We start from the raw sequence: 16,986 nt of genomic DNA, 5'->3' as shown, positions 1-16,986 counted from the left end.
ACCCCCCGTCCTCAATCGCCGGACTGGACCTTCCGCCCGTCCGGCGATCGAAGGACGACTCCTACGCCGTCGTCTTGCCGGCCCCGCCGGGCAGCGCCTCCGCGGAGGGCTCCGGCGCCTCCTCGAAGTCCACCCGCTTCATGTGCTTGTTCATGCTCTTCATCAGCATCCACACGGCCCCGCCGATCACGGCGAAGACGAGGAAGCCGAGCACACCGGGCGTGACCTTGTTCTTGTCCAGCTCCTCGGCGGCGAACGGCACGAGGTGGGTGGCGGCGAGGGTTGCAGTCGCGCTCATCATGGGGTCAATTGTTGCGGATGCCCGCGAAGAGGTCGTCCTCGGGGAGGGAAGTGTCGACGAGGGACTTCGCGAGCTCGTACTCCTCGGTGGGCCACACCTCGCGCTGGAGGTCCAGCGGCACCCGGAACCAGCCGCCGTCGGGGTCGATCTGGGTGGCGTGGGCGATCAGCGCCTTGTCGCGGATCTCGAAGAAGTCGCCGCACGGGACGTACGTGGTCAGGGTCCGCTGGCGGCCGGCCGTCAGCCAGCGCTCCAGCCACTCGCCGTAAGGGGACTCCAGGCCGCGGGCCAGCAGCGCCTCGTGGAGGGCCAGGGTGCGCTCGCGGTTGAAGCCCTGGTTGTAGTAGAGCTTCTGCGGCTGCCAGGGCTCGCCGGCCTCGGGGTAGCGCTCGGGGTCGCCCGCGGCCTCGAAGGCCACCATCGTGATCTTGTGCGTCATGATGTGGTCGGGGTGCGGGTAGCCGCCGTTCTCGTCGTACGTGGTGATCACGTGCGGGCGGAACTCGCGGATCAGCTTCACCAGCGCGCCGGCCGCCTCGTCGACGTCCTGCAGCGCGAAGCAGCCCTCGGGCAGCGGCGGCAGCGGGTCGCCCTCGGGCAGACCGGAGTCGACGAAGCCCAGCCACTCCTGCTTGACGCCGAGGATGTCGCGGGCCTCGTCCATCTCCTTGGCGCGGACCTCGTGGATGTGCTCCTCGATGTAGGGGTCGCCCTGGAGCTTGGGGTTGAGGATGGAGCCACGCTCACCACCCGTGCAGGTGGCGACCAGCACGTCCACCCCCTCGGACACGTACTTGGCCATCGTGGCCGCGCCCTTGCTCGACTCGTCGTCGGGGTGGGCGTGAACGGCCATCAGTCGGAGCTGCTCAGTCAAGGCTCGATCCTCAGTCACTGGTCATGGCCCCTCTTATCGGTCAGCCGGGGCGCCTCCTATAGTGACCGAAACGGCCGCCGATTCATTCCGCGTCCGGTGAACGAGACCCAGGAGGAACGACCATGGCTGCGGAACGCCAGGCCGCCCTGCCCGAGGGCCGCTACGGCCGCTCGGCGGACGAACGCGCCGACCGCAAGCTGAAGATCGTCGGCGGGGTGCTGGGCGCCGCGCTGCTCGGCTTCGTCGCCTGGGCGGGTGTGCACTACGTCACGAAGTCGGACGTCAGCGGTCAGCTGGTGCGTTCCAAGACCGTTTCGGACGACACGGTGCAGGCGGTCCTGGAGATCCGCAAGGAGAAGGACGCCACCGGCGTGTGCACGCTGCGCTCGCTGGGCGAGGACGGGGGCGAGGTGGCGCGCAAGGACGTGACCTTCGACCGCCGCGAGGGCCACTTCACGGAGCTGGTCACCGTCCGGACGACCGGTCGGGCCACCGCCACGGAGCTCGAGGGCTGCCGGAGCGCGGCCCGCGGCTGACCCGCCACCATGGTCAAAAGGGATAGACCCCCCTCTGACCTGCGTTGACGCGATTCTTGCGCGGTTTCTCCCCTTTACTTCTTCCCCCTTTACGGACGTAATTGTTAGGCTCGTGGTTTCGCCCCGCTTTGAAGGTGCACCCTTCTGAGTAGGGCGTTCATTTGTTATCGCGATGTACCCCAAGCATTCCCCCAGTACCGACGAGGAGCACCTGTGACCCAGACCAGCGACAACGTCACCTGGCTGACTCAGGAGGCGTACGACCAGCTCAAGGCCGAGCTGGAGTACCTGTCTGGTCCCGCTCGCACCGAGATCGCCGCAAAGATCGCGGCGGCCCGCGAGGAAGGTGACCTGCGAGAGAACGGCGGTTACCACGCGGCCAAGGAGGAGCAGGGCAAGCAGGAGCTCCGCGTCCGCCAGCTGACGCAGCTGCTGGAGTCCGCCAAGGTCGGCGAGGCCCCCGCGGCCGACGGCGTGGTGGCCCCCGGCATGGTCGTCACCATCGCCTTCGACGGCGACCCGGACGACACGCTCGACTTCCTGCTCGCCTCGCGCGAGTACGCCAGCTCGGACATCGAGACGTACTCCCCGCAGTCCCCCCTGGGCTCCGGCGTGAACGGCAAGAAGATCGGCGAGGACGCCCAGTACGAGCTGCCCAACGGCCGCAAGGCCATGGTGCGCATCCTGGAGGCCAAGCCCTACCAGGGCTGAGCAGGGCCGAGCAGGACACTGCCGCCGGAGAGCCCCGGACCCGCCTGGGTCCGGGGCTCTCCCGCGCTCCGGGGGCGCTGTGCGGCCCCCCGCCTCACGCCGTCGCCGAGCGGTACTTGCGCACCGCCAGCGAGCGGAAGGCGACGATGATCAGCACCGACCAGATCAGCGACGCCCACACCGGGTGCTGCATCGGCCATGCCGCCGGCACCGGGTACCCCTCCGGCAGATTGCCGAAGAGCTGCCGCGCCGCCTGCACCGTGGCACTGAACGGGTTCCACTCCGCGATGGTGCGCAGCACGGTGGGCATGTTGTCCGCCGGTACGAAGGCGTTGGAGATGAAGGTCAGCGGGAAGAGCCAGATCAGCCCGCCCGAGGTGGCCGCCTCCGGCGTTCTGACGCTCAGGCCGATCAGTGCGCCGATCCACGAGAAGGCGTAGCCGAGCAGGAGCAGCAGGGCGAAGCCGGCCAGCGCCTTGAGGACGCCCTCGTGGATGCGCCAGCCGACGATCACGGCGACGACGGCCAGCACGACGAGCGTGAGGGCGGTCTGCACCAGGTCCGCGAGCGTCCGCCCGGTGAGCACGGCCCCGCGGGCCATGGGCAGCGAGCGGAAGCGGTCGATGAGGCCCTTGTGCATGTCGTCGGCGATGCCCGCGCCCGCTCCCGCCGTGGCGAAGGTGACGGTCTGGGCGAAGATGCCGGCCATCAGGAACTGGCGGTAGAGGTCGGGGTCGGTGCTGCCGCCCACGGCGATCGAGCCGCCGAAGACATAGCTGAACAGCACCACGAACATGATCGGCTGGATCAGCCCGAAGATCACCACTTCGGGTATGCGGGCCATGCGGATCAGATTGCGCTGGGCGACGACCAGGGAGTCGCGGACGGACTGGACCGCACCGCCGCGCGCCGTGGGGACGGGCCGCCGGGAGTAGGTGCCCTGGGCGGCGCTCATGGGGTGACCCCTTCCTTCGCCGTGGCCTCGTCGGCCTCGTCCGCGGCTTCGGCGACGTGCCCGGTGAGCGAGATGAACACGTCGTCCAGCGTCGGGCGGCGCAGCCCGATGTCGTCGAGCTCGATGCCGCGGGCGTCGAGCTCGCGGATCACCTCGGCGAGCAGCTTGGCGCCGCCGGAGACCGGGACGATGACCTTGCGGGTGTGCTCCTCGACGGTGGCCTCGCCCTTGCCGAAGGCGCGCATGACCTCCAGGGCGAGGTCGATGTGGCCGCGCTCGTGCACGACCAGCTCGACGCGCTCCCCGCCTGTACGCGCCTTGAGCTGGTCGGAGGTGCCGCGGGCGATGACCTTGCCGTGGTCGATCACGCAGATGTCGTGCGCGAGGTGGTCGGCCTCCTCCAGGTACTGGGTGGTGAGCAGCAAGGTGGTGCCGCCGGCGACGAGTTCCTGGATGACCTCCCACAACTGCTGCCGGTTGCGCGGGTCCAGGCCCGTAGTGGGCTCGTCCATGAACATCACGGGCGGGCTGACGACGAGGGCGGCGGCGAGGTCGAGGCGGCGGCGCATGCCGCCGGAGTAGGTCTTGGCGGCGCGGTCGGCGGCGTCGGCGAGGTTGAAGCGCTCCAGCAGCTCCCCCGCCCGGGCCTTCGCGTCGCGCGCGCTCATCTGGTAGAGCCGGCCGACCATCCGGAGGTTCTCACGGCCCGTCAGATATTCGTCGACGGCGGCGAATTGTCCGGAAAGGCCGATGGAGTGGCGGACCTCGTTGGGTTTCTTCAGTACGTCGATGCCCGCGACGACGGCCTTGCCGCGGTCGGGCTTGATGAGGGTCGTGAGGACGCGCACGGCGGTGGTCTTGCCCGCGCCGTTGGGGCCGAGCAGTCCTAGAACGGTTCCTTCCGGGACGTCGAGATCAACGCCGTCCAGAGCCGTGACGTCGCCGAAGGTCTTGACCAGGCCTTCGGCGTATATCGCGCCTGGCATGGAGGTTCTCCCCGTTTAAAGGTGACGTAATAGATGATTTTACGTTCATCCTCGCCATCCCGCCCTGTGAATGAATGCCACCGCCGAAATCCCTGGGAAACACGCCGCAAACCCGCCCCCGGATATCAGGACATCACCGGATAGCCCGCCGCCCGCAGCGCCTGCGTCACCTGGGCGCGGTGCTCCGGCCCCGACGTCTCCAGGTGCAGCTCGACCTCCGCCTCCGTCAGGCCGAGCCGCGGATCGGTCCGTACGTGGCTGATGTCCACGACGTTGGCGTCGGCGGCGGACAGCACCGCGAGCAGCGCCGCCAGCGCCCCCGGACGGTCCGTCAGCGGCAGCCGCAGCGACAGGTAGCGGCCCGCCGCCGCCATGCCGTGGCGCAGCACGCGCTGCAGCAGCAGCGGGTCCACGTTGCCGCCGGACAGGACGGCCACGACCGGGCCCTCGAACGCCGTGGGATCGGCCAGCAGCGCCGCCACCGGGCTCGCCCCGGCGGGCTCCACCACGAGCTTCGCCCGCTCCAGGCAGAGCAGCAGCGCGGCCGCCAGCTCGTCCTCGGTGACGGTACGGACCTCGTCCACGAGCTCCTCGACGATCCGGAACGGCACCTCGCCGGGGCACCCCACCCGGATGCCGTCCGCCATCGTCACCGGGGCGTCCAGTGACACCGGGTGCCCGGCGGCCAGCGACGGCGGGTACGCGGCGGCGCCGGCCGCCTGCACGCCCACGATCCGCACGTCCGGGCGCAGCCCCTTGACGGCCACCGCGATCCCCGCCACCAGCCCGCCCCCGCCCATGCCCGCCACGACGGTCGCCACCTCGGGGCACTGCTCAAGGATCTCCAGGCCCACCGTGCCCTGGCCCGCGACGATGTCGGGGTGGTCGAAGGGGTGGATGAAGACGGCACCGGTGCGCTCGGCGTGCTCGCGCGCGGCGCCGAGCGCCTCGTCCAGGGCCTGTCCGCCCAGCCGGACTTCGGCGCCGTAGCCGCGCGTGGCGGCCACCTTCGGCAGCGGGGAGCCATCCGGCATGAACACCGTCGCCCGCACGCCCAGCAGCGAGGCCGCCAGCGCCACCCCCTGGGCGTGGTTGCCGGAGCTGGCCGCGACCACGCCGGCCGCCCGCTCCCGCGGCGACAGGCCGGCGATCCGCACGTAGGCGCCGCGCAGCTTGAAGGACCCGGTCCGCTGCAGGTTCTCGCACTTGAGGTGGACCGGGGCGCCCACCAGAGCGGACAGATGGCGGCTGCCCTCCAGGGCGGTGGTCACGGACACTCCGGACAACGTCCGCCGCGCACGGCGCACATCGCCGGGAGAGACGAGGCGTGCGGCCATGAGGCAAGTATCCTGCGCGGCCGGCCCCGGGGCCCTCGGCCCGGGCCGGCCCACGGGCCCTCGATCAGCCCCTCACCTGGGGCTTTGCCAGGGTTTTCGCCCGGCCCCGCAGCGTCGTCGACATGAGCCGCATACATACATACCGACCGGTTTGCGGAGCACTGGTACGAGCACGCCCCGGGCCGCGTACTCTGTCCCCCATTCTGAGCAGTTCACAGTCCGTTCCCCTGCCCGCCGTACGAAGTGAGCCCCAGGCCATGCCCACCCATCAGGACATGACGACCGACCTCGCCCCCGGTGTCCTCGACGCCCTCCAGCACCAGGTGGCCGTCTTCGCCCGCCGCGCCGAGCAGACCCGGCTCGGTGGCGTAGGCCGGGTCCACAACTCCATGGACCGCGCCGCCTACCTGTTGCTCAACCGCCTCGACCAGGAAGGCCCGATGGGGGTCAAGGCCCTCGCCGCGGGCATGGGAATCGACTCCTCGACCGTCACCCGCCAGGTGGCGCCGCTGGTCGACACCGGCCTGGTCAAGCGCACCTCGCACCCGGAGGACGGCCGCGCGGTCGTCCTGCAGCTCTCGCCGCGCGGCAAGGCGCGGCTGGAGGAGGTGCGCGCCTCGCGCCGCGAGCTGATGGCGCTGGTGACGGAGGGCTGGACGGAGAACGAGCGCGAGGTGTTCTGCACCCTGCTCACCCGCTTCAACGGAGCCCTCTCCGACATCCACTTCACCCAGCCGACCCAGGTGCCGCCCGCTTCCTGAGCGGGCGCGACCGGTCGACGGGACACGGGATACGGCCCGGGCCCGGGCCGCCGCCGGGGGGTGGCCGGCTCGTGGCCCCGCGCCGGTCGCCTGGGCGCGACCGGTCGACCTGGGTCGACCGGTCAGGGGTGAAACGTTCCCGCCGTCTAGCCCAGCGCCTGGGTCAGGTCGGCCAGCAGGTCGTCCGCCGACTCGATGCCGACCGAGGCGCGCACCAGGTCCGCCGGGACCTCCAGCGCGGAACCGGCCACCGAGGCGTGCGTCATCCGGCCCGGGTGCTCGATCAGGGACTCGACGCCGCCCAGCGACTCGCCGAGGGTGAACAGCTTCGCGCGGTTGCAGACCTCGACCGCCGCCTGCTCGCCGCCCGCGACGCGGAAGGACACCATGCCGCCGAAGGCGCGCATCTGCTTGGCCGCGACCTCGTGCAGCGGGTGCTCGGGCAGACCCGGGTAGTAGACCTGCGTCACCTTCGGGTGGGCGACCAGCATCTCCACCACGCGCTCGGCGTTGGCGGTGTGGCGGTCCATGCGCACGGCCAGGGTCTTGATGCCGCGCAGCGTCAGCCAGGAGTCGAAGGGGCCGGCGACGGCGCCCATCGCGTTCTGGTGGTAGGCCAGTTCCTCGCCGAGGCCGGCGTCGGAGGTGATCAGCGCGCCGCCGACGACATCGGAGTGGCCGCCCATGTACTTGGTGGTGGAGTGGACGACGACGTCCGCGCCCAGCGCCAGCGGCTGCTGGAGGTAGGGGCTGGCGAAGGTGTTGTCCACGACCAGCTTGGCGCCGGCCTCGTGGGCGACGCCCGCGACGGCGGCGATGTCGGTGATGCCGAGCAGCGGGTTGGACGGGGTCTCGACCCAGACGGCCTTCGTCTCGGGCCGGATGGCGGCGCGCACGGCCTCCGGGCTGGAGGTGTCGGCGACCGACCACTCCACGCCCCAGCGGCCGACGACCTTGGCGAAGAGCCGGAACGTACCGCCGTAGGCGTCGTTCGGGATGACCACGTGGTCGCCCGGCGCCAGCAGCGTGCGCAGCAGGCAGTCCTCGGCCGCCAGGCCGGAGGCGAAGGCCAGGCCCCGGACGCCGCCCTCGAGGGCCGCCAGGTTCTCTTCCAGGGCGGTACGGGTGGGATTGGCGCTACGGCTGTACTCGTAGCCGCCGCGCAGGCCGCCGACGCCGTCCTGCTTGTAGGTGGAGACTTGGTAGATGGGCGGCACGACGGCCCCGGTCAGCGGGTCCGCCTCCTGCCCGGCGTGGATGGCGAGGGTCTCGAAGCTGTGCTGGTCGCTCATTTACCCGAGCGTAGTACCCGTTCCCCCGAACGCTCCTGTTCACTTGTAACCGGCGGATGAACGATCCGCCGCTTTGTGGCGTTGTACCGACGTCGATCCTCGTTTCTCAGCTCTCGGGACACCTCATGGAGTTTCTGCTCATCCTGCTCGCCCTCGTCGTGATCTGCGGCGTCGTGGTGGTACCGGCGCTGCGCCGCCGCCGCGCGGAGCAGGACGCCCTGCTGGGTGCCGGCGCGGCCGTCGACCCGGTGGGCGCCCACGGCTTCGTACCCCCCGGGCAGCTGGACGTACGGCTCCCGGGCCCCGACCCGGAGCTGCTGGCCGCCGTGGAGGAGGCCCGCCGCACCCAGGACTGGAAGCCCGCCTCCGAGCTGCTGGCCCGTACCCCCGCGGCCGACGCGCCCGAGCTGCGCTGGCAGCGCGTGCAGACCCTCGCCGGGGCCGCCGTGCGCGAGCTGGCCGAGACGCCGGGCACGGGCGGGATGTGGCTGCGGCACTGGCGCGTGGTGGCGCCCAAGGACGCGGGCGGCGCGGCGGTCCAGGCCGAGTTCCTGGTCCAGCAGGCGCTGCGCGACCCGTCCTCGCAGGACTTCCGGATGATCCTGGAGGAGGCCCGCACGGTCTGCGCCGAGGCGGCCCTGCTGGCGCCGGGCGACCCCGTGCCGTACATCGTCGAGCTGGGCGTGGCGCGGGGCCTGAACGCGAGCGAGGCGGAGTTCCAGTCGGTGTGGGAGACGGTGGTGGCCCGGGCCCCGCAGCACATGGGCGCGCACCTGGCCGCGCTGCGGTACTGGAGCGCGAAGTGGCACGGCTCGCAGGAGCAGGCGGACGCCTTCGCCCAGCGGGCGGCGGCCGGCGCGGCAGAGGGCAGCCTGCTGCCGGCGCTGCCGCTGTTCGCCGTCCACGACCACCTGCCCGACGTACAGCTGGTGCGCGGCCTGTTCCAGAGCGTGGTGGTCGGCCAGGCGATCGAGGCCGCCCAGTTCGCGGTGGCGGGTGCCCCGGAGGACCACCCCGTGCTGCCGCACGTGCGCCATCTGCTGGCGTGGTTCCTGGTCCGGGCCGAGCGCCACGGCGAGGCCCTGGAGCAGCTGCGCAAGGTCGACGGCCACATCGGCGCGGTGCCGTGGACGTACGAGCAGGACCCGGTGGCCGTGTACACCGCGTACCGGGCGATGGCCGTGGCGGGCTTCGAGGCGGGGCGGCACTCCGCATAGCGCCGGGCGCCGGGCGGGAGCGCCGGGCGGAACCCTGGGCGAAATCCTGTCGAACGGCGCCGGAATCACACATATGATCCCCTTGCTCTGTCACCGATCCTTTAGGTGGGGGATTTCGCCCGGTGGGCACCTCTCTGCGCGCCCTGCGGGCCTTCGCCCTGCTGGCCGGTTTCCATCTGCTCACGCTCGGCATCCCCTTCGTCCGGGGCGCCCTCACGCCTGGCGGAGCGGACCACTCCGACATCGTCGGACTGCCCGTCACCGACGCCGAGCAGCCCGAACTGTGGCGAACGGTCCGATCGTTGGCCGAGCGCGTCGGCACCCGGGCGCCCGACGCCGTCCTCCTCACCGGGGACGCGAACGCGGGCGTCAGCGAGGACACCCGCCTGCTCGGCCTGCTGCCCGGCCCGCGCAGCCTCTGCATCGGCGTACCGCTGCTGACCGGGCTCACCGAGCCGCAGCTGCACGCCGTGCTCGCCCACGAGCTCGCCCACTACGGCCATGCCGACACCCGGCTCGCGGGCATCACCCACCGTGGTCGCGACAGCGTGCTGCGGACCGTGAAGGCCTTCCAGGAGCAGGAGCGCAAGCGGATCGACAAGGAGCGTTCCCGGCAGGAGAAGGCCGTCGCCAAGGCGATCGCCAAGGGTCGCGAGGCCAAGGAGGTGAACACCGGCCGGGCCGGGTTCACCCACCGCATGATGGCGAAGCCCTTCGTCGCGTACGCCCGCGTCTATCTGCGTGCCACCCACGGCGCCGGCCGGGCGCAGGAGCTCGCCGCCGACCGGACGGCGGCGCGAATCGCCGGACGCGACGCCACGGCCTCGGCGCTGCGCGAGACCGCCGCCCTCGACGCGGCCCACGACTTCTACATGAGCCGCTACGCGACGATGGGCGTCCCGGCGGGCCTCCTCCCGCCGCCCGGCGAGGTCTTCGGCGGCCTGCGCCGGCTGCTCACCGCCCCCGGGCGCCAGCAGAACCTGGCGGAGCTGCGCGGCGAACCGCCGGCCGGGGAGACCTCCCCGTACGACACCCACCCGTCGCCGGCCGACCGGGTCCGCCTGATCGAGGCGCTGCCCGACGACGGCCGCGCGGCCGCCCCGGCACGGCCCGCGCTCGCGCTGCTGCGCGACGCCGACGGGGTCCTGAGGGAGCTGGAGAGCGCCGTCCTCACGCCCGAGGCCCTGGCCCTGAAGCGGGCGGACTGGCCGGAGCTGACGCACCGGAGCATGCACGCGCTGACTGTGGAGGAGGCGCGTCCGCTACGGGAGGCGCTGACGGCGACACCAGGGGCCGGGACCTCGAGCGCCACGGCGGACCTGACGGCGTTCCTCGACGCCGTCGACGCCGGCCGGCTGTGGCAGATCGCCGACCGCCTGCCCAAGTCACCGGAGGCCGCCCGGGCCACGGGCCGCGCCGCCCGGGAGTTCCTGCGCCCCGCGCTGCACTGCGGGCTGTACAACCTGACCGAACTGGCCCTGGCCGAGACGGCGGGAGCCCGCTGGGAGCTGTCCTGGTCGGAGCCCGCACGACTCCTGCTGCCGACGGGCGCCGGGACCGACGAGGCGGTGGCGACGGCGGTACGGCAGGCCGTCGGCGACGTACCCGACACGGCGCCGCTGCGCGAGCTGCTGCGCACCACGACTGCTTGATTTCTCTTTCTCTTTCCATCTCCCGATCGGATCACTTCCCTACATGCTGCTGGCCATCATCGTCATAGCCGTGTCCGTCTTCCTCTGGATCAGGAGGAGACGGCGCGAGGCCGCGCCGTCCGCCGCCCGGTTGGCCGCGGCCGGCTGGCTGCCGCCGGAGCGGCAGAACACGGAGCGGTCCTTCGCGAACCCCGAGGCCGACGCCATCGAGGCGGCTCTCGCCCGGGGCGACTGGCAGCCCGCCGCGCAGGCGCTCGACGCCACGGGCACCGACTGGGAGCGGCGCTCCGCGCTGGTCGGGATCATCGCCCACGCCGCGGCCAAGGACGACGCCTGGCTCCGGGCCTGGGAGGCCGCGCGCCCCGACGACCCGGGCGCGGCGGTCGTCAAGGCGGAGGCGAAGGTGATCGTGGCGTGGGACATCCGGGGCACGGCCTGGGCCCAGGACACCACGGCCGAGCAGTTCGCGGGCTTCCACCGGATGCTGCGCGAGGCCCGGGAGGACTTCGACCGCGCCGCCGCCCTGGCCGCGCCGGACGACCCCACCCCGTACGCCTCCCGGATCCCGCTGGAGAAGGGCACGGGCGCGTCGCACGAGACGATGCGGGAGCTGTGGGCCGAGATCACCGCCCGTGCCCCGTACCTCTTCGACGCCCACGCGAGCGCGCTCCTGTACTGGTACCCGAGGTGGCGCGGCTCGGAGGAGCTGGTCCGCGAGTTCGCGTGGGGCGCGGCGCGCACGGCCCCGCCCGGCAATCTGATGACGATGCTCCCGCTGATGCACTGGCACGACCACCTCGATGAGGACGCCCCGGACGTCGCCTTCCGCTCGGTGGACCTCACGGCCATGGTCGACGCCGCCCTGATCGACGTGGCGGCGTGCCGGCCGGACCACCCCCGGCTGGCGGGTGCGCGTCACCTGCTGGCGTACATCCTGACGAAGCAGGAGCGGTACGCGGAGGCCGTGGACCAGTTCCGGCGGGTGGACGGATATGTGGCGGCCGAGCCGTGGACCCACTACCCCACCAAGCAGGCGGAGGCCTTCTGTCTCTACCGCGACGCGGCGATCATCGGCTCGGGCGCCCTCCGGACCGGCCGCTGACCAGCCCGGAATCCCCGCCGCCGGCCGTACGTTCTTGTCCACGGACCACTGGAGCCGAGGAGAGCGAGAACCGGATGTTCCCGAACCGCCTGCCCACCCCCGAGCAGGCCCTCAAGGGCCGCCCCGAGCCGGAGTTCCCCCTCCAGGAGCGCCACACGGTCCTGGGCACCCCACTGGCCGCCCCCTACCCCGAGGGCCTGGCGGTGGCCGACTTCGGGCTGGGCTGCTTCTGGGGTGCCGAGCGCAAGTTCTGGCAGGCGGAGGGCGTGTGGACAACCCTGGTCGGCTACCAGGGCGGCCACACCCCGCACCCCGCCTACGACGAGGTCTGCAGCGGCCTGACGGGCCACACGGAAGCGGTCCGCGTCGTCTTCGACCCGTCGCTCACCTCGTACGAGTCCCTGCTCAAGCTCTTCTGGGAGTCCCACGACCCCACCCAGGGCTTCCGCCAGGGCAACGACCGCGGCACCCAGTACCGCTCCGCGATCTACACCCACTCCCCCGAACACCAGACCACGGCGGAGGCCTCCCGAGAGGCGTACCAGACCGTCCTGAAGGGCTCGGGCTACGGCCCCATCACCACGGAAATCCTCCCGGCGGGGCCGTTCTACTACGCGGAGGCGTACCACCAGCAGTACTTGGAGAAGAACCCTGGGGGGTACTGCGGGATCGGGGGGACGGGGGTCAAGCTGGGTGACCCGTCGGAGGAGGGCTGGGGCGGGTCGTGCCCTACGGGGATCGCGCCCGCCGACGGCTGACCGCCGGTCCCATCACCCCAGGTAGGGGCTCTCCCGATGTTCCAGGAAGTGCCGGATCCGGAGCTCCTGGGTGTGGTGCATCGGGAGGGCGGCGATCTCATCGGGGTGGACGAACCTCAGCTCTGTGGACTCATCGGAGATCTCGAGCTCCCCGCCGGTCACGCGCGCGGTGAAGCAGACGTTGAACTGTCGTCGTACCTCTCCGTCGGAGTAGGCGATCACATGGCGCGGGTCGGTGTACGTCCCGACCAGCCCCGTGATCTCCACGTCCAGCCCGGTTTCCTCCTTGACCTCGCGCACCGCCGCGCCGGGGAGCGAGTCGGTCATCTCCATGCCGCCGCCGGGCAGGGCCCAGAGAGCGTTGTCGCGCCGTCGCTGCAACAGGATGCGCCCCCGGTCATCGGTCACGACGGCGATGCGGCGACAACCAGGCTGTTCGGCTCGGGCGCCTTCGGGTCGTCGTAGTACTCGGTGCGGGACAAGGTCACTCCTCCTGGGCAGGGGTCGCGGTCACCCACATCGCGTCGAAGCTCTGCGCGTAGGTGTCGAAGATCCCTCCGTCGCCGTTGCGGCGGAGGTGCACATGCAAACAACCGGAAACATCAGCCGTGCGTACGGTGAACAGGTAGCCTGATCGCCGTGACGGGTGGCCTCGAACTAGCTCTCCAGAAGCGCGCTGATCTCAATCAGTACGGCTCCAACAAGCGACTGCTGTTTTCGCTGCAACTCATGTTCGACATTGAGGACATCAGAACGGTCGCCGCCACATCACTGACGGATCACCCCAACGACAAGTCGTGCGATCTGCTCTATATCGATCGCAACGCCGGCCGTGTTGTTCTGGGCCAGGGATACGAATCCAAGAATTCCGCGAAGCTGCAGGCGCCCGCCAGGAAGGCTGCCACCCTCCATCAGGCGGTCAACTGGCTGTTCAAAAAGAACGAGCCTGAAGGGGTGCCGGACGCCCTGCGGGTTGCCTGGCGCGAGCTTCACGATGCACTGGCAGACGACGCCATCGGCGATGTCGCAATCTGGTACGTCCACAACCTTCCGGAGTCACAGCAGGTCGCAGGTGAGCTTCAAGCCGCTCGCGAGGCCGCGTACGCCCAGTTGCGTCACGGCTACCCGAATAGCGAGCTCGAGGTCTCCTGGGAAGAGCTAGGCCGCGAGAGACTGTCCCAGCGCTACGAAAACTCGCAAACCCCCATCCTCGTGGCGGATACGTTCACGATCGAGGTTCCCGGGGCATTCGAGGAACACGGCGACAAGTGGACAGCCTTGTGTACGAGTGTGCCAGTCCGCTGGCTGCATGAGCGGTTCGATCAGCACGGCGCCGACTTGTTCTCGTCGAACGTCCGTGACTATCTAGGTAGCCGCCGGTCACAAAGCAATATCAACAACGGCATCCAGCAAACAGTGCTCAATGAGCCGACGAACCTGTGGGCCTACAACAACGGCATTACGGCCTTGGTGCGCGACTTCAGCTTCGCCAACGGCACTGTTGAGATCACGGGGCTGGGCATCGTTAATGGCGCCCAGACGACCGGGGCAATCGGCTCGGTCCAAGCCATGCATGTCAGTCAGAAGAGTCACGTCCTCACACGGTTCATCCGATGCGACGACCCCGAGACCGTTCGCAGTATCGTTCGCTTTAATAACCGCCAAAATCCCACGCAGGCTTCGGACTTCCGCAGCAACGACGGGGTCCAGAGGCGGCTTGTCAGCGAGTTCCGGGAGTTGGGGGTCGTCGGCTATAACGGTGGCCGGCGGGGCGGGGCCGAGGATGTCATCCGACGCCCAGGAGAGAATCACCTCTCCGCCGAGGTTGCGGCTCAGGCTCTCGCAGCCTTCCACGGAGAGTCTGGCGTGGCTTATCACGAGAAGAGCAAGATCTGGGAACAAGACGCCCTGTACAGCCGAGTCTTCCCTGAACGCATCACCGCCGAGCACATCGTGTTCGTCGCGAGCCTGCTGCGCGCCATCGAGATGGAGAAGGCGAGACTCGGCCGCGTCGCGGCAGAGGCACGGACCGAAGATGAGACCGAGCTGTTCGAGTGGTTTGGCCTGCGGGGGTCAATCATGCTTGCTGCGGAGGCTATCGGGACTACAAGAGAAACCCTCGTTGGAGAAGCCGTCAGCGACGCATACGTCTTGCGGTTCAAGAAAAACCTAGCCATGTCTGAGGCAGCCAAGGTTTGGGAACCCATCGTGGAGTCGCTGCTCGCCTTCGCCCCAGGCCAACTGCGAGACCCTCTGGTGACATCGACTCTACGCAACCGGCAGGCGGTCGAGACGGCGCTGCGTAATTTTCGCTCTCAAGTGGTAGCAGCGCGCAAGCACAATCGAACAACCTACGAGCTCTTCATGGACCAAGTGGTGTATCGGTAAAGGAAGCAGCGCCAGTTCCCCGGGGGATCAGCGACGCGGATATTCAAGCGGTGTTCCGTGCGCGCTATCGGATGAAGTTGCGTGAGGTCTCGGGACTTTGACGCCCTGTTGCAGCGCCGCCCCACACCTGCCCCGCAGGCCGATACGGGCCGATACAGGGCACAGGTAACCGCGCGCCGACTATCTCGGCTTCGGCATGAGCGTCCGCTCCCCTGGAAATACGCCGGGATCACGAGGCACTCCGCAGGTCAGCGAATCGCTCATCACCTGAGCAACCATCGCCCCCATGCCCCCGTCTCACGAGCAAGCCCACCCGGTGGACGGCGCGGCCACCGACCGCCTCAACCCCAATGCCAGCCGCGTCCTGACCGCCAACAGCCTCGTTGTCCGTGTAGCGGTGCACGACGGTCCAGCCGAGTCTGCCTACCATCTCAACGTTGAGCTTGTGCTGGTCGTCGACGCCGTGGCCGTCTTTGGCTGTGTCAGCGGAGATCCGTGCATACGCCACCACCGTGGCTCGTCTATCCTGTCGGCCATGTCCTCGCCTTCAACAACGCATCTAATTGCGTGTGTAGGGAAGGCGTACCACCAGCAGTACTTGGAGAAGAACCCTGCGGGGTACTGCGGGATCGGGGGGACGGGTGTGAGTTGCCCCGTGGGGATCGCAACAGCCGACGGCTGAGCCCCCTCAGCCCCGGTAGGCGCGGGCCAGAGCGAGAGAGTCCTCGTAGATGCGGTAGGCGGTGATGTGCCCGTCGCGGACGGTGAAGCGCATGACGAACTCGTCGTCGTAGACCGCCCCGGTGGCGTGCATGCGGAAGACGAACCGGCCGTTCGCCAGGACCTGGTCCGCCCCGAGCGGTGCCATCCCGTAGAGCTCGAAGTCCTTCCGCTCTCCGGCGCCGGCGAGCATGGGGAACCACTCGCGCATCGCCGTGTGCCCGGTGCGCCGTCCTGCCCAGGGGACCAGTGCGGCGTCACCGGGGACGAGCCACTCGACCTCCGGGTCGAGCAGGGCGAACACCGCGTCCATGTCGCCCTGGCCGAGTGCCTCGAAGTACGCCTCGACGGTGTGGAGTGCGGTGGGCCGGGTGGAGGTGGTCACGGGTCCTCGTTTCGTCGTCGGCGACTGCTTGACGTGATCCACCCTGCCCACGCACTGTTCTGCCTGCAAGGCAGTCTTAGGCAGATGGTGTCTGCCCAGGAGGCATACATGGAGCTCAGGGTCCTCGGCTACGTCGTCGCCGTCGCCGAAACCGGTACCCTCGTCGCCGCCGCCGAGCGTCTGCACCTCACCCAGCCGACGCTCAGCCGCCAGCTGCGCGACCTCGAACGCAGGCTGGGCACCCCGCTGTTCCGCCGCGAGGGCCGTCGCATGACCCCCACCGCGGCGGGCGAAGCGCTGCTCGCCCGTGCCCGGGTGATGCTCGCCGAGGCCCGGGCCGCGCAGGAGGACGTGCGGCTGGCCGCGCAGGGGCTGCGCGGGCGGCTGACCATCACCTTCGCCGGGTCCGGGATCAACGGCCCGCTCGGTGCCGCCCTGCGCACCGTCCGCGAGACGCTCCCCGACGTCGAGCTGTGCCTGGTGGAGAGCTTCGACGACGCCCGGATGTCCGCCGAAGTGCTCGAAGGCCGCTGCGACCTCGCCGTGCAGCGGCTGCCCGCGCAGGACGAACGGCTCGCCGTGCGCGAGTGGTGGCGCGAGCCCCTCACGCTCTTCCTTCCCGCCGCGCACCCGTTGGCCGAGGGCGACGGCGAACTGCCGCTCACCGCCCTGGGCGACGTGCCCCTGGTGCTGTGGCCGCGGGACGCCTCACCGCTGTCGTACGACGAGATCGCCGCCCTGTGCCGGCAGGCGGGAGTCGTCCCGCGAATCGCCGCCGAGGCCCGTACGGTGCAGACGCTCCTGGCGCTGGCCGCCGCCGGCTTCGGCGCCGCCGTGCTCGCCGACTCCTACCGGGTGCTGCACCGCACCGGCGTCGCCCCGCGCCCGCTCGCCGGGGCCACCACCTCCAACTTCCTGGTCTGGCGCCGCAATACGGCCAACCCGCTGGTGACCCGCTTCCGCGAACTGATCCGCCAGGGTGGGCCGGCCGGCCCACCCTGAGATCATCTA

Annotated in this window: 16 protein-coding genes and 2 pseudogenes; 10 read left to right on the top strand and 8 right to left on the bottom strand. The window is 70.4% G+C overall.

What is annotated here, in order from left to right:
* Positions 1–61 precede the first annotated feature (61 nt).
* Positions 62–298 carry a hypothetical protein gene (locus ACIGXW_RS09295; RefSeq protein ID WP_104531531.1) on the bottom strand — a complete coding sequence of 79 codons (237 nt, stop codon included), beginning with the start codon at positions 296–298 and terminating at the stop codon, positions 62–64.
* A 7-nt stretch (positions 299–305) separates the two neighbouring features.
* Positions 306–1,175: a mycothiol conjugate amidase Mca gene (gene mca, locus ACIGXW_RS09290; protein WP_071961725.1), complete on the bottom strand. Its 870-nt coding sequence runs from the start codon at positions 1,173–1,175 to the stop codon at positions 306–308.
* Between the two features lie 122 nt (positions 1,176–1,297).
* On the opposite strand from mca, the gene ACIGXW_RS09285 reads away from it, so the two are divergent.
* Both ACIGXW_RS09285 and greA read left to right on the top strand, forming a co-directional pair.
* A complete protein-coding gene (locus tag ACIGXW_RS09285; protein WP_071961726.1) occupies positions 1,298–1,711 on the top strand; it encodes a DUF4307 domain-containing protein in 414 nt (137 codons plus the stop codon).
* 213 nt (positions 1,712–1,924) lie between these two features.
* The gene (gene greA, locus ACIGXW_RS09280; RefSeq protein WP_071961727.1) at positions 1,925–2,422 is read left to right on the top strand and encodes a transcription elongation factor GreA; all 498 of its coding nucleotides are present in this window, start codon (positions 1,925–1,927) and stop codon (positions 2,420–2,422) included.
* A 94-nt stretch (positions 2,423–2,516) separates the two neighbouring features.
* On the opposite strand, the gene ACIGXW_RS09275 is transcribed toward greA, so the two are convergent.
* From ACIGXW_RS09275 to ilvA, 3 genes are all read right to left on the bottom strand, one after another.
* Complete coding sequence (locus ACIGXW_RS09275) at positions 2,517–3,377, bottom strand: ABC transporter permease (protein ID WP_399571556.1); 861 nt, start codon at positions 3,375–3,377, stop codon at positions 2,517–2,519.
* Complete coding sequence (locus tag ACIGXW_RS09270; RefSeq protein ID WP_399571553.1) at positions 3,374–4,363, bottom strand: ATP-binding cassette domain-containing protein; 990 nt, start codon at positions 4,361–4,363, stop codon at positions 3,374–3,376. The genes ACIGXW_RS09275 and ACIGXW_RS09270 overlap by 4 nt, the downstream gene beginning before the upstream one ends.
* 125 nt (positions 4,364–4,488) lie before the next feature.
* Complete coding sequence (gene ilvA, locus ACIGXW_RS09265) at positions 4,489–5,700, bottom strand: threonine ammonia-lyase (protein WP_399571550.1); 1,212 nt, start codon at positions 5,698–5,700, stop codon at positions 4,489–4,491.
* 257 nt (positions 5,701–5,957) lie between these two features.
* Between ilvA and ACIGXW_RS09260 the strand changes: the two genes are divergently transcribed.
* The gene (locus tag ACIGXW_RS09260; protein WP_177337451.1) at positions 5,958–6,461 is read left to right on the top strand and encodes a MarR family transcriptional regulator; all 504 of its coding nucleotides are present in this window, start codon (positions 5,958–5,960) and stop codon (positions 6,459–6,461) included.
* A 146-nt stretch (positions 6,462–6,607) separates the two neighbouring features.
* On the opposite strand, the gene ACIGXW_RS09255 is transcribed toward ACIGXW_RS09260, so the two are convergent.
* Positions 6,608–7,753: a cystathionine gamma-synthase gene (locus ACIGXW_RS09255; protein ID WP_360906411.1), complete on the bottom strand. Its 1,146-nt coding sequence runs from the start codon at positions 7,751–7,753 to the stop codon at positions 6,608–6,610.
* 125 nt (positions 7,754–7,878) lie between these two features.
* On the opposite strand from ACIGXW_RS09255, the gene ACIGXW_RS09250 reads away from it, so the two are divergent.
* The 4 genes from ACIGXW_RS09250 (at position 7,879) to msrA (ending at position 12,482) form a co-directional block, all read left to right on the top strand.
* Positions 7,879–8,970, top strand: a complete 1,092-nt coding sequence (locus ACIGXW_RS09250; RefSeq protein WP_399571547.1) for a hypothetical protein — start codon at positions 7,879–7,881, stop codon at positions 8,968–8,970.
* A gap of 122 nt (positions 8,971–9,092) precedes the next feature.
* A complete protein-coding gene (locus ACIGXW_RS09245; RefSeq protein WP_399571545.1) occupies positions 9,093–10,622 on the top strand; it encodes a M48 family metalloprotease in 1,530 nt (509 codons plus the stop codon).
* Between the two features lie 43 nt (positions 10,623–10,665).
* Positions 10,666–11,724 (top strand): hypothetical protein, encoded by a 1,059-nt coding sequence (locus ACIGXW_RS09240; RefSeq protein ID WP_399571542.1) that lies wholly within the window; start codon positions 10,666–10,668, stop codon positions 11,722–11,724.
* 74 nt (positions 11,725–11,798) lie between these two features.
* The gene (gene msrA / locus ACIGXW_RS09235; protein WP_399571540.1) at positions 11,799–12,482 is read left to right on the top strand and encodes a peptide-methionine (S)-S-oxide reductase MsrA; all 684 of its coding nucleotides are present in this window, start codon (positions 11,799–11,801) and stop codon (positions 12,480–12,482) included.
* A gap of 12 nt (positions 12,483–12,494) precedes the next feature.
* Here msrA and ACIGXW_RS09230 read toward each other — a convergent pair.
* Positions 12,495–12,964 (bottom strand): annotated as a pseudogene (locus tag ACIGXW_RS09230) (NUDIX domain-containing protein).
* A gap of 157 nt (positions 12,965–13,121) precedes the next feature.
* On the opposite strand from ACIGXW_RS09230, the gene ACIGXW_RS09225 reads away from it, so the two are divergent.
* Positions 13,122–14,870 carry an AIPR family protein gene (locus tag ACIGXW_RS09225; RefSeq protein ID WP_399571538.1) on the top strand — a complete coding sequence of 583 codons (1,749 nt, stop codon included), beginning with the start codon at positions 13,122–13,124 and terminating at the stop codon, positions 14,868–14,870.
* A 580-nt stretch (positions 14,871–15,450) separates the two neighbouring features.
* A pseudogene (locus ACIGXW_RS09220) lies at positions 15,451–15,552 on the top strand (peptide-methionine (S)-S-oxide reductase); the annotation flags it as partial.
* 6 nt (positions 15,553–15,558) lie between these two features.
* Here ACIGXW_RS09220 and ACIGXW_RS09215 read toward each other — a convergent pair.
* Positions 15,559–15,975, bottom strand: a complete 417-nt coding sequence (locus ACIGXW_RS09215; protein WP_399571535.1) for a nuclear transport factor 2 family protein — start codon at positions 15,973–15,975, stop codon at positions 15,559–15,561.
* 108 nt (positions 15,976–16,083) lie between these two features.
* Here ACIGXW_RS09215 and ACIGXW_RS09210 point away from each other — a divergent pair, with 108 nt between their 5' ends.
* Positions 16,084–16,977 (top strand): LysR substrate-binding domain-containing protein, encoded by an 894-nt coding sequence (locus ACIGXW_RS09210; RefSeq protein WP_399571532.1) that lies wholly within the window; start codon positions 16,084–16,086, stop codon positions 16,975–16,977.
* The last annotated feature ends 9 nt before the right edge of the window (positions 16,978–16,986 follow it).

Origin of the sequence: Streptomyces sp. NPDC053079 (assembly GCF_044546695.1) — a bacterium.
In the GTDB taxonomy this organism is placed as follows: Bacteria; Actinomycetota; Actinomycetes; order Streptomycetales; family Streptomycetaceae; genus Streptomyces.
Note: the sequence above shows the minus strand (reverse complement) of the source record. Positions and strands in the feature narration are given on the sequence as shown.

What these genes read in the sequence shown, in the direction of transcription:
- ilvA (WP_399571550.1), bottom strand. Translation starts at nt 5,700, where the DNA reads ATGGCCGCACGCCTCGTCTCTCCCGGCGATGTGCGCCGTGCGCGGCGG.
- ACIGXW_RS09275 (WP_399571556.1), bottom strand. Translation starts at nt 3,377, where the DNA reads ATGAGCGCCGCCCAGGGCACCTACTCCCGGCGGCCCGTCCCCACGGCG.
- ACIGXW_RS09260 (WP_177337451.1), top strand. Translation starts at nt 5,958, where the DNA reads ATGCCCACCCATCAGGACATGACGACCGACCTCGCCCCCGGTGTCCTC.
- ACIGXW_RS09210 (WP_399571532.1), top strand. Translation starts at nt 16,084, where the DNA reads ATGGAGCTCAGGGTCCTCGGCTACGTCGTCGCCGTCGCCGAAACCGGT.
- ACIGXW_RS09285 (WP_071961726.1), top strand. Translation starts at nt 1,298, where the DNA reads ATGGCTGCGGAACGCCAGGCCGCCCTGCCCGAGGGCCGCTACGGCCGC.
- ACIGXW_RS09250 (WP_399571547.1), top strand. Translation starts at nt 7,879, where the DNA reads ATGGAGTTTCTGCTCATCCTGCTCGCCCTCGTCGTGATCTGCGGCGTC.
- msrA (WP_399571540.1), top strand. Translation starts at nt 11,799, where the DNA reads ATGTTCCCGAACCGCCTGCCCACCCCCGAGCAGGCCCTCAAGGGCCGC.
- ACIGXW_RS09255 (WP_360906411.1), bottom strand. Translation starts at nt 7,753, where the DNA reads ATGAGCGACCAGCACAGCTTCGAGACCCTCGCCATCCACGCCGGGCAG.
- ACIGXW_RS09295 (WP_104531531.1), bottom strand. Translation starts at nt 298, where the DNA reads ATGAGCGCGACTGCAACCCTCGCCGCCACCCACCTCGTGCCGTTCGCC.
- ACIGXW_RS09240 (WP_399571542.1), top strand. Translation starts at nt 10,666, where the DNA reads ATGCTGCTGGCCATCATCGTCATAGCCGTGTCCGTCTTCCTCTGGATC.
- ACIGXW_RS09270 (WP_399571553.1), bottom strand. Translation starts at nt 4,363, where the DNA reads ATGCCAGGCGCGATATACGCCGAAGGCCTGGTCAAGACCTTCGGCGAC.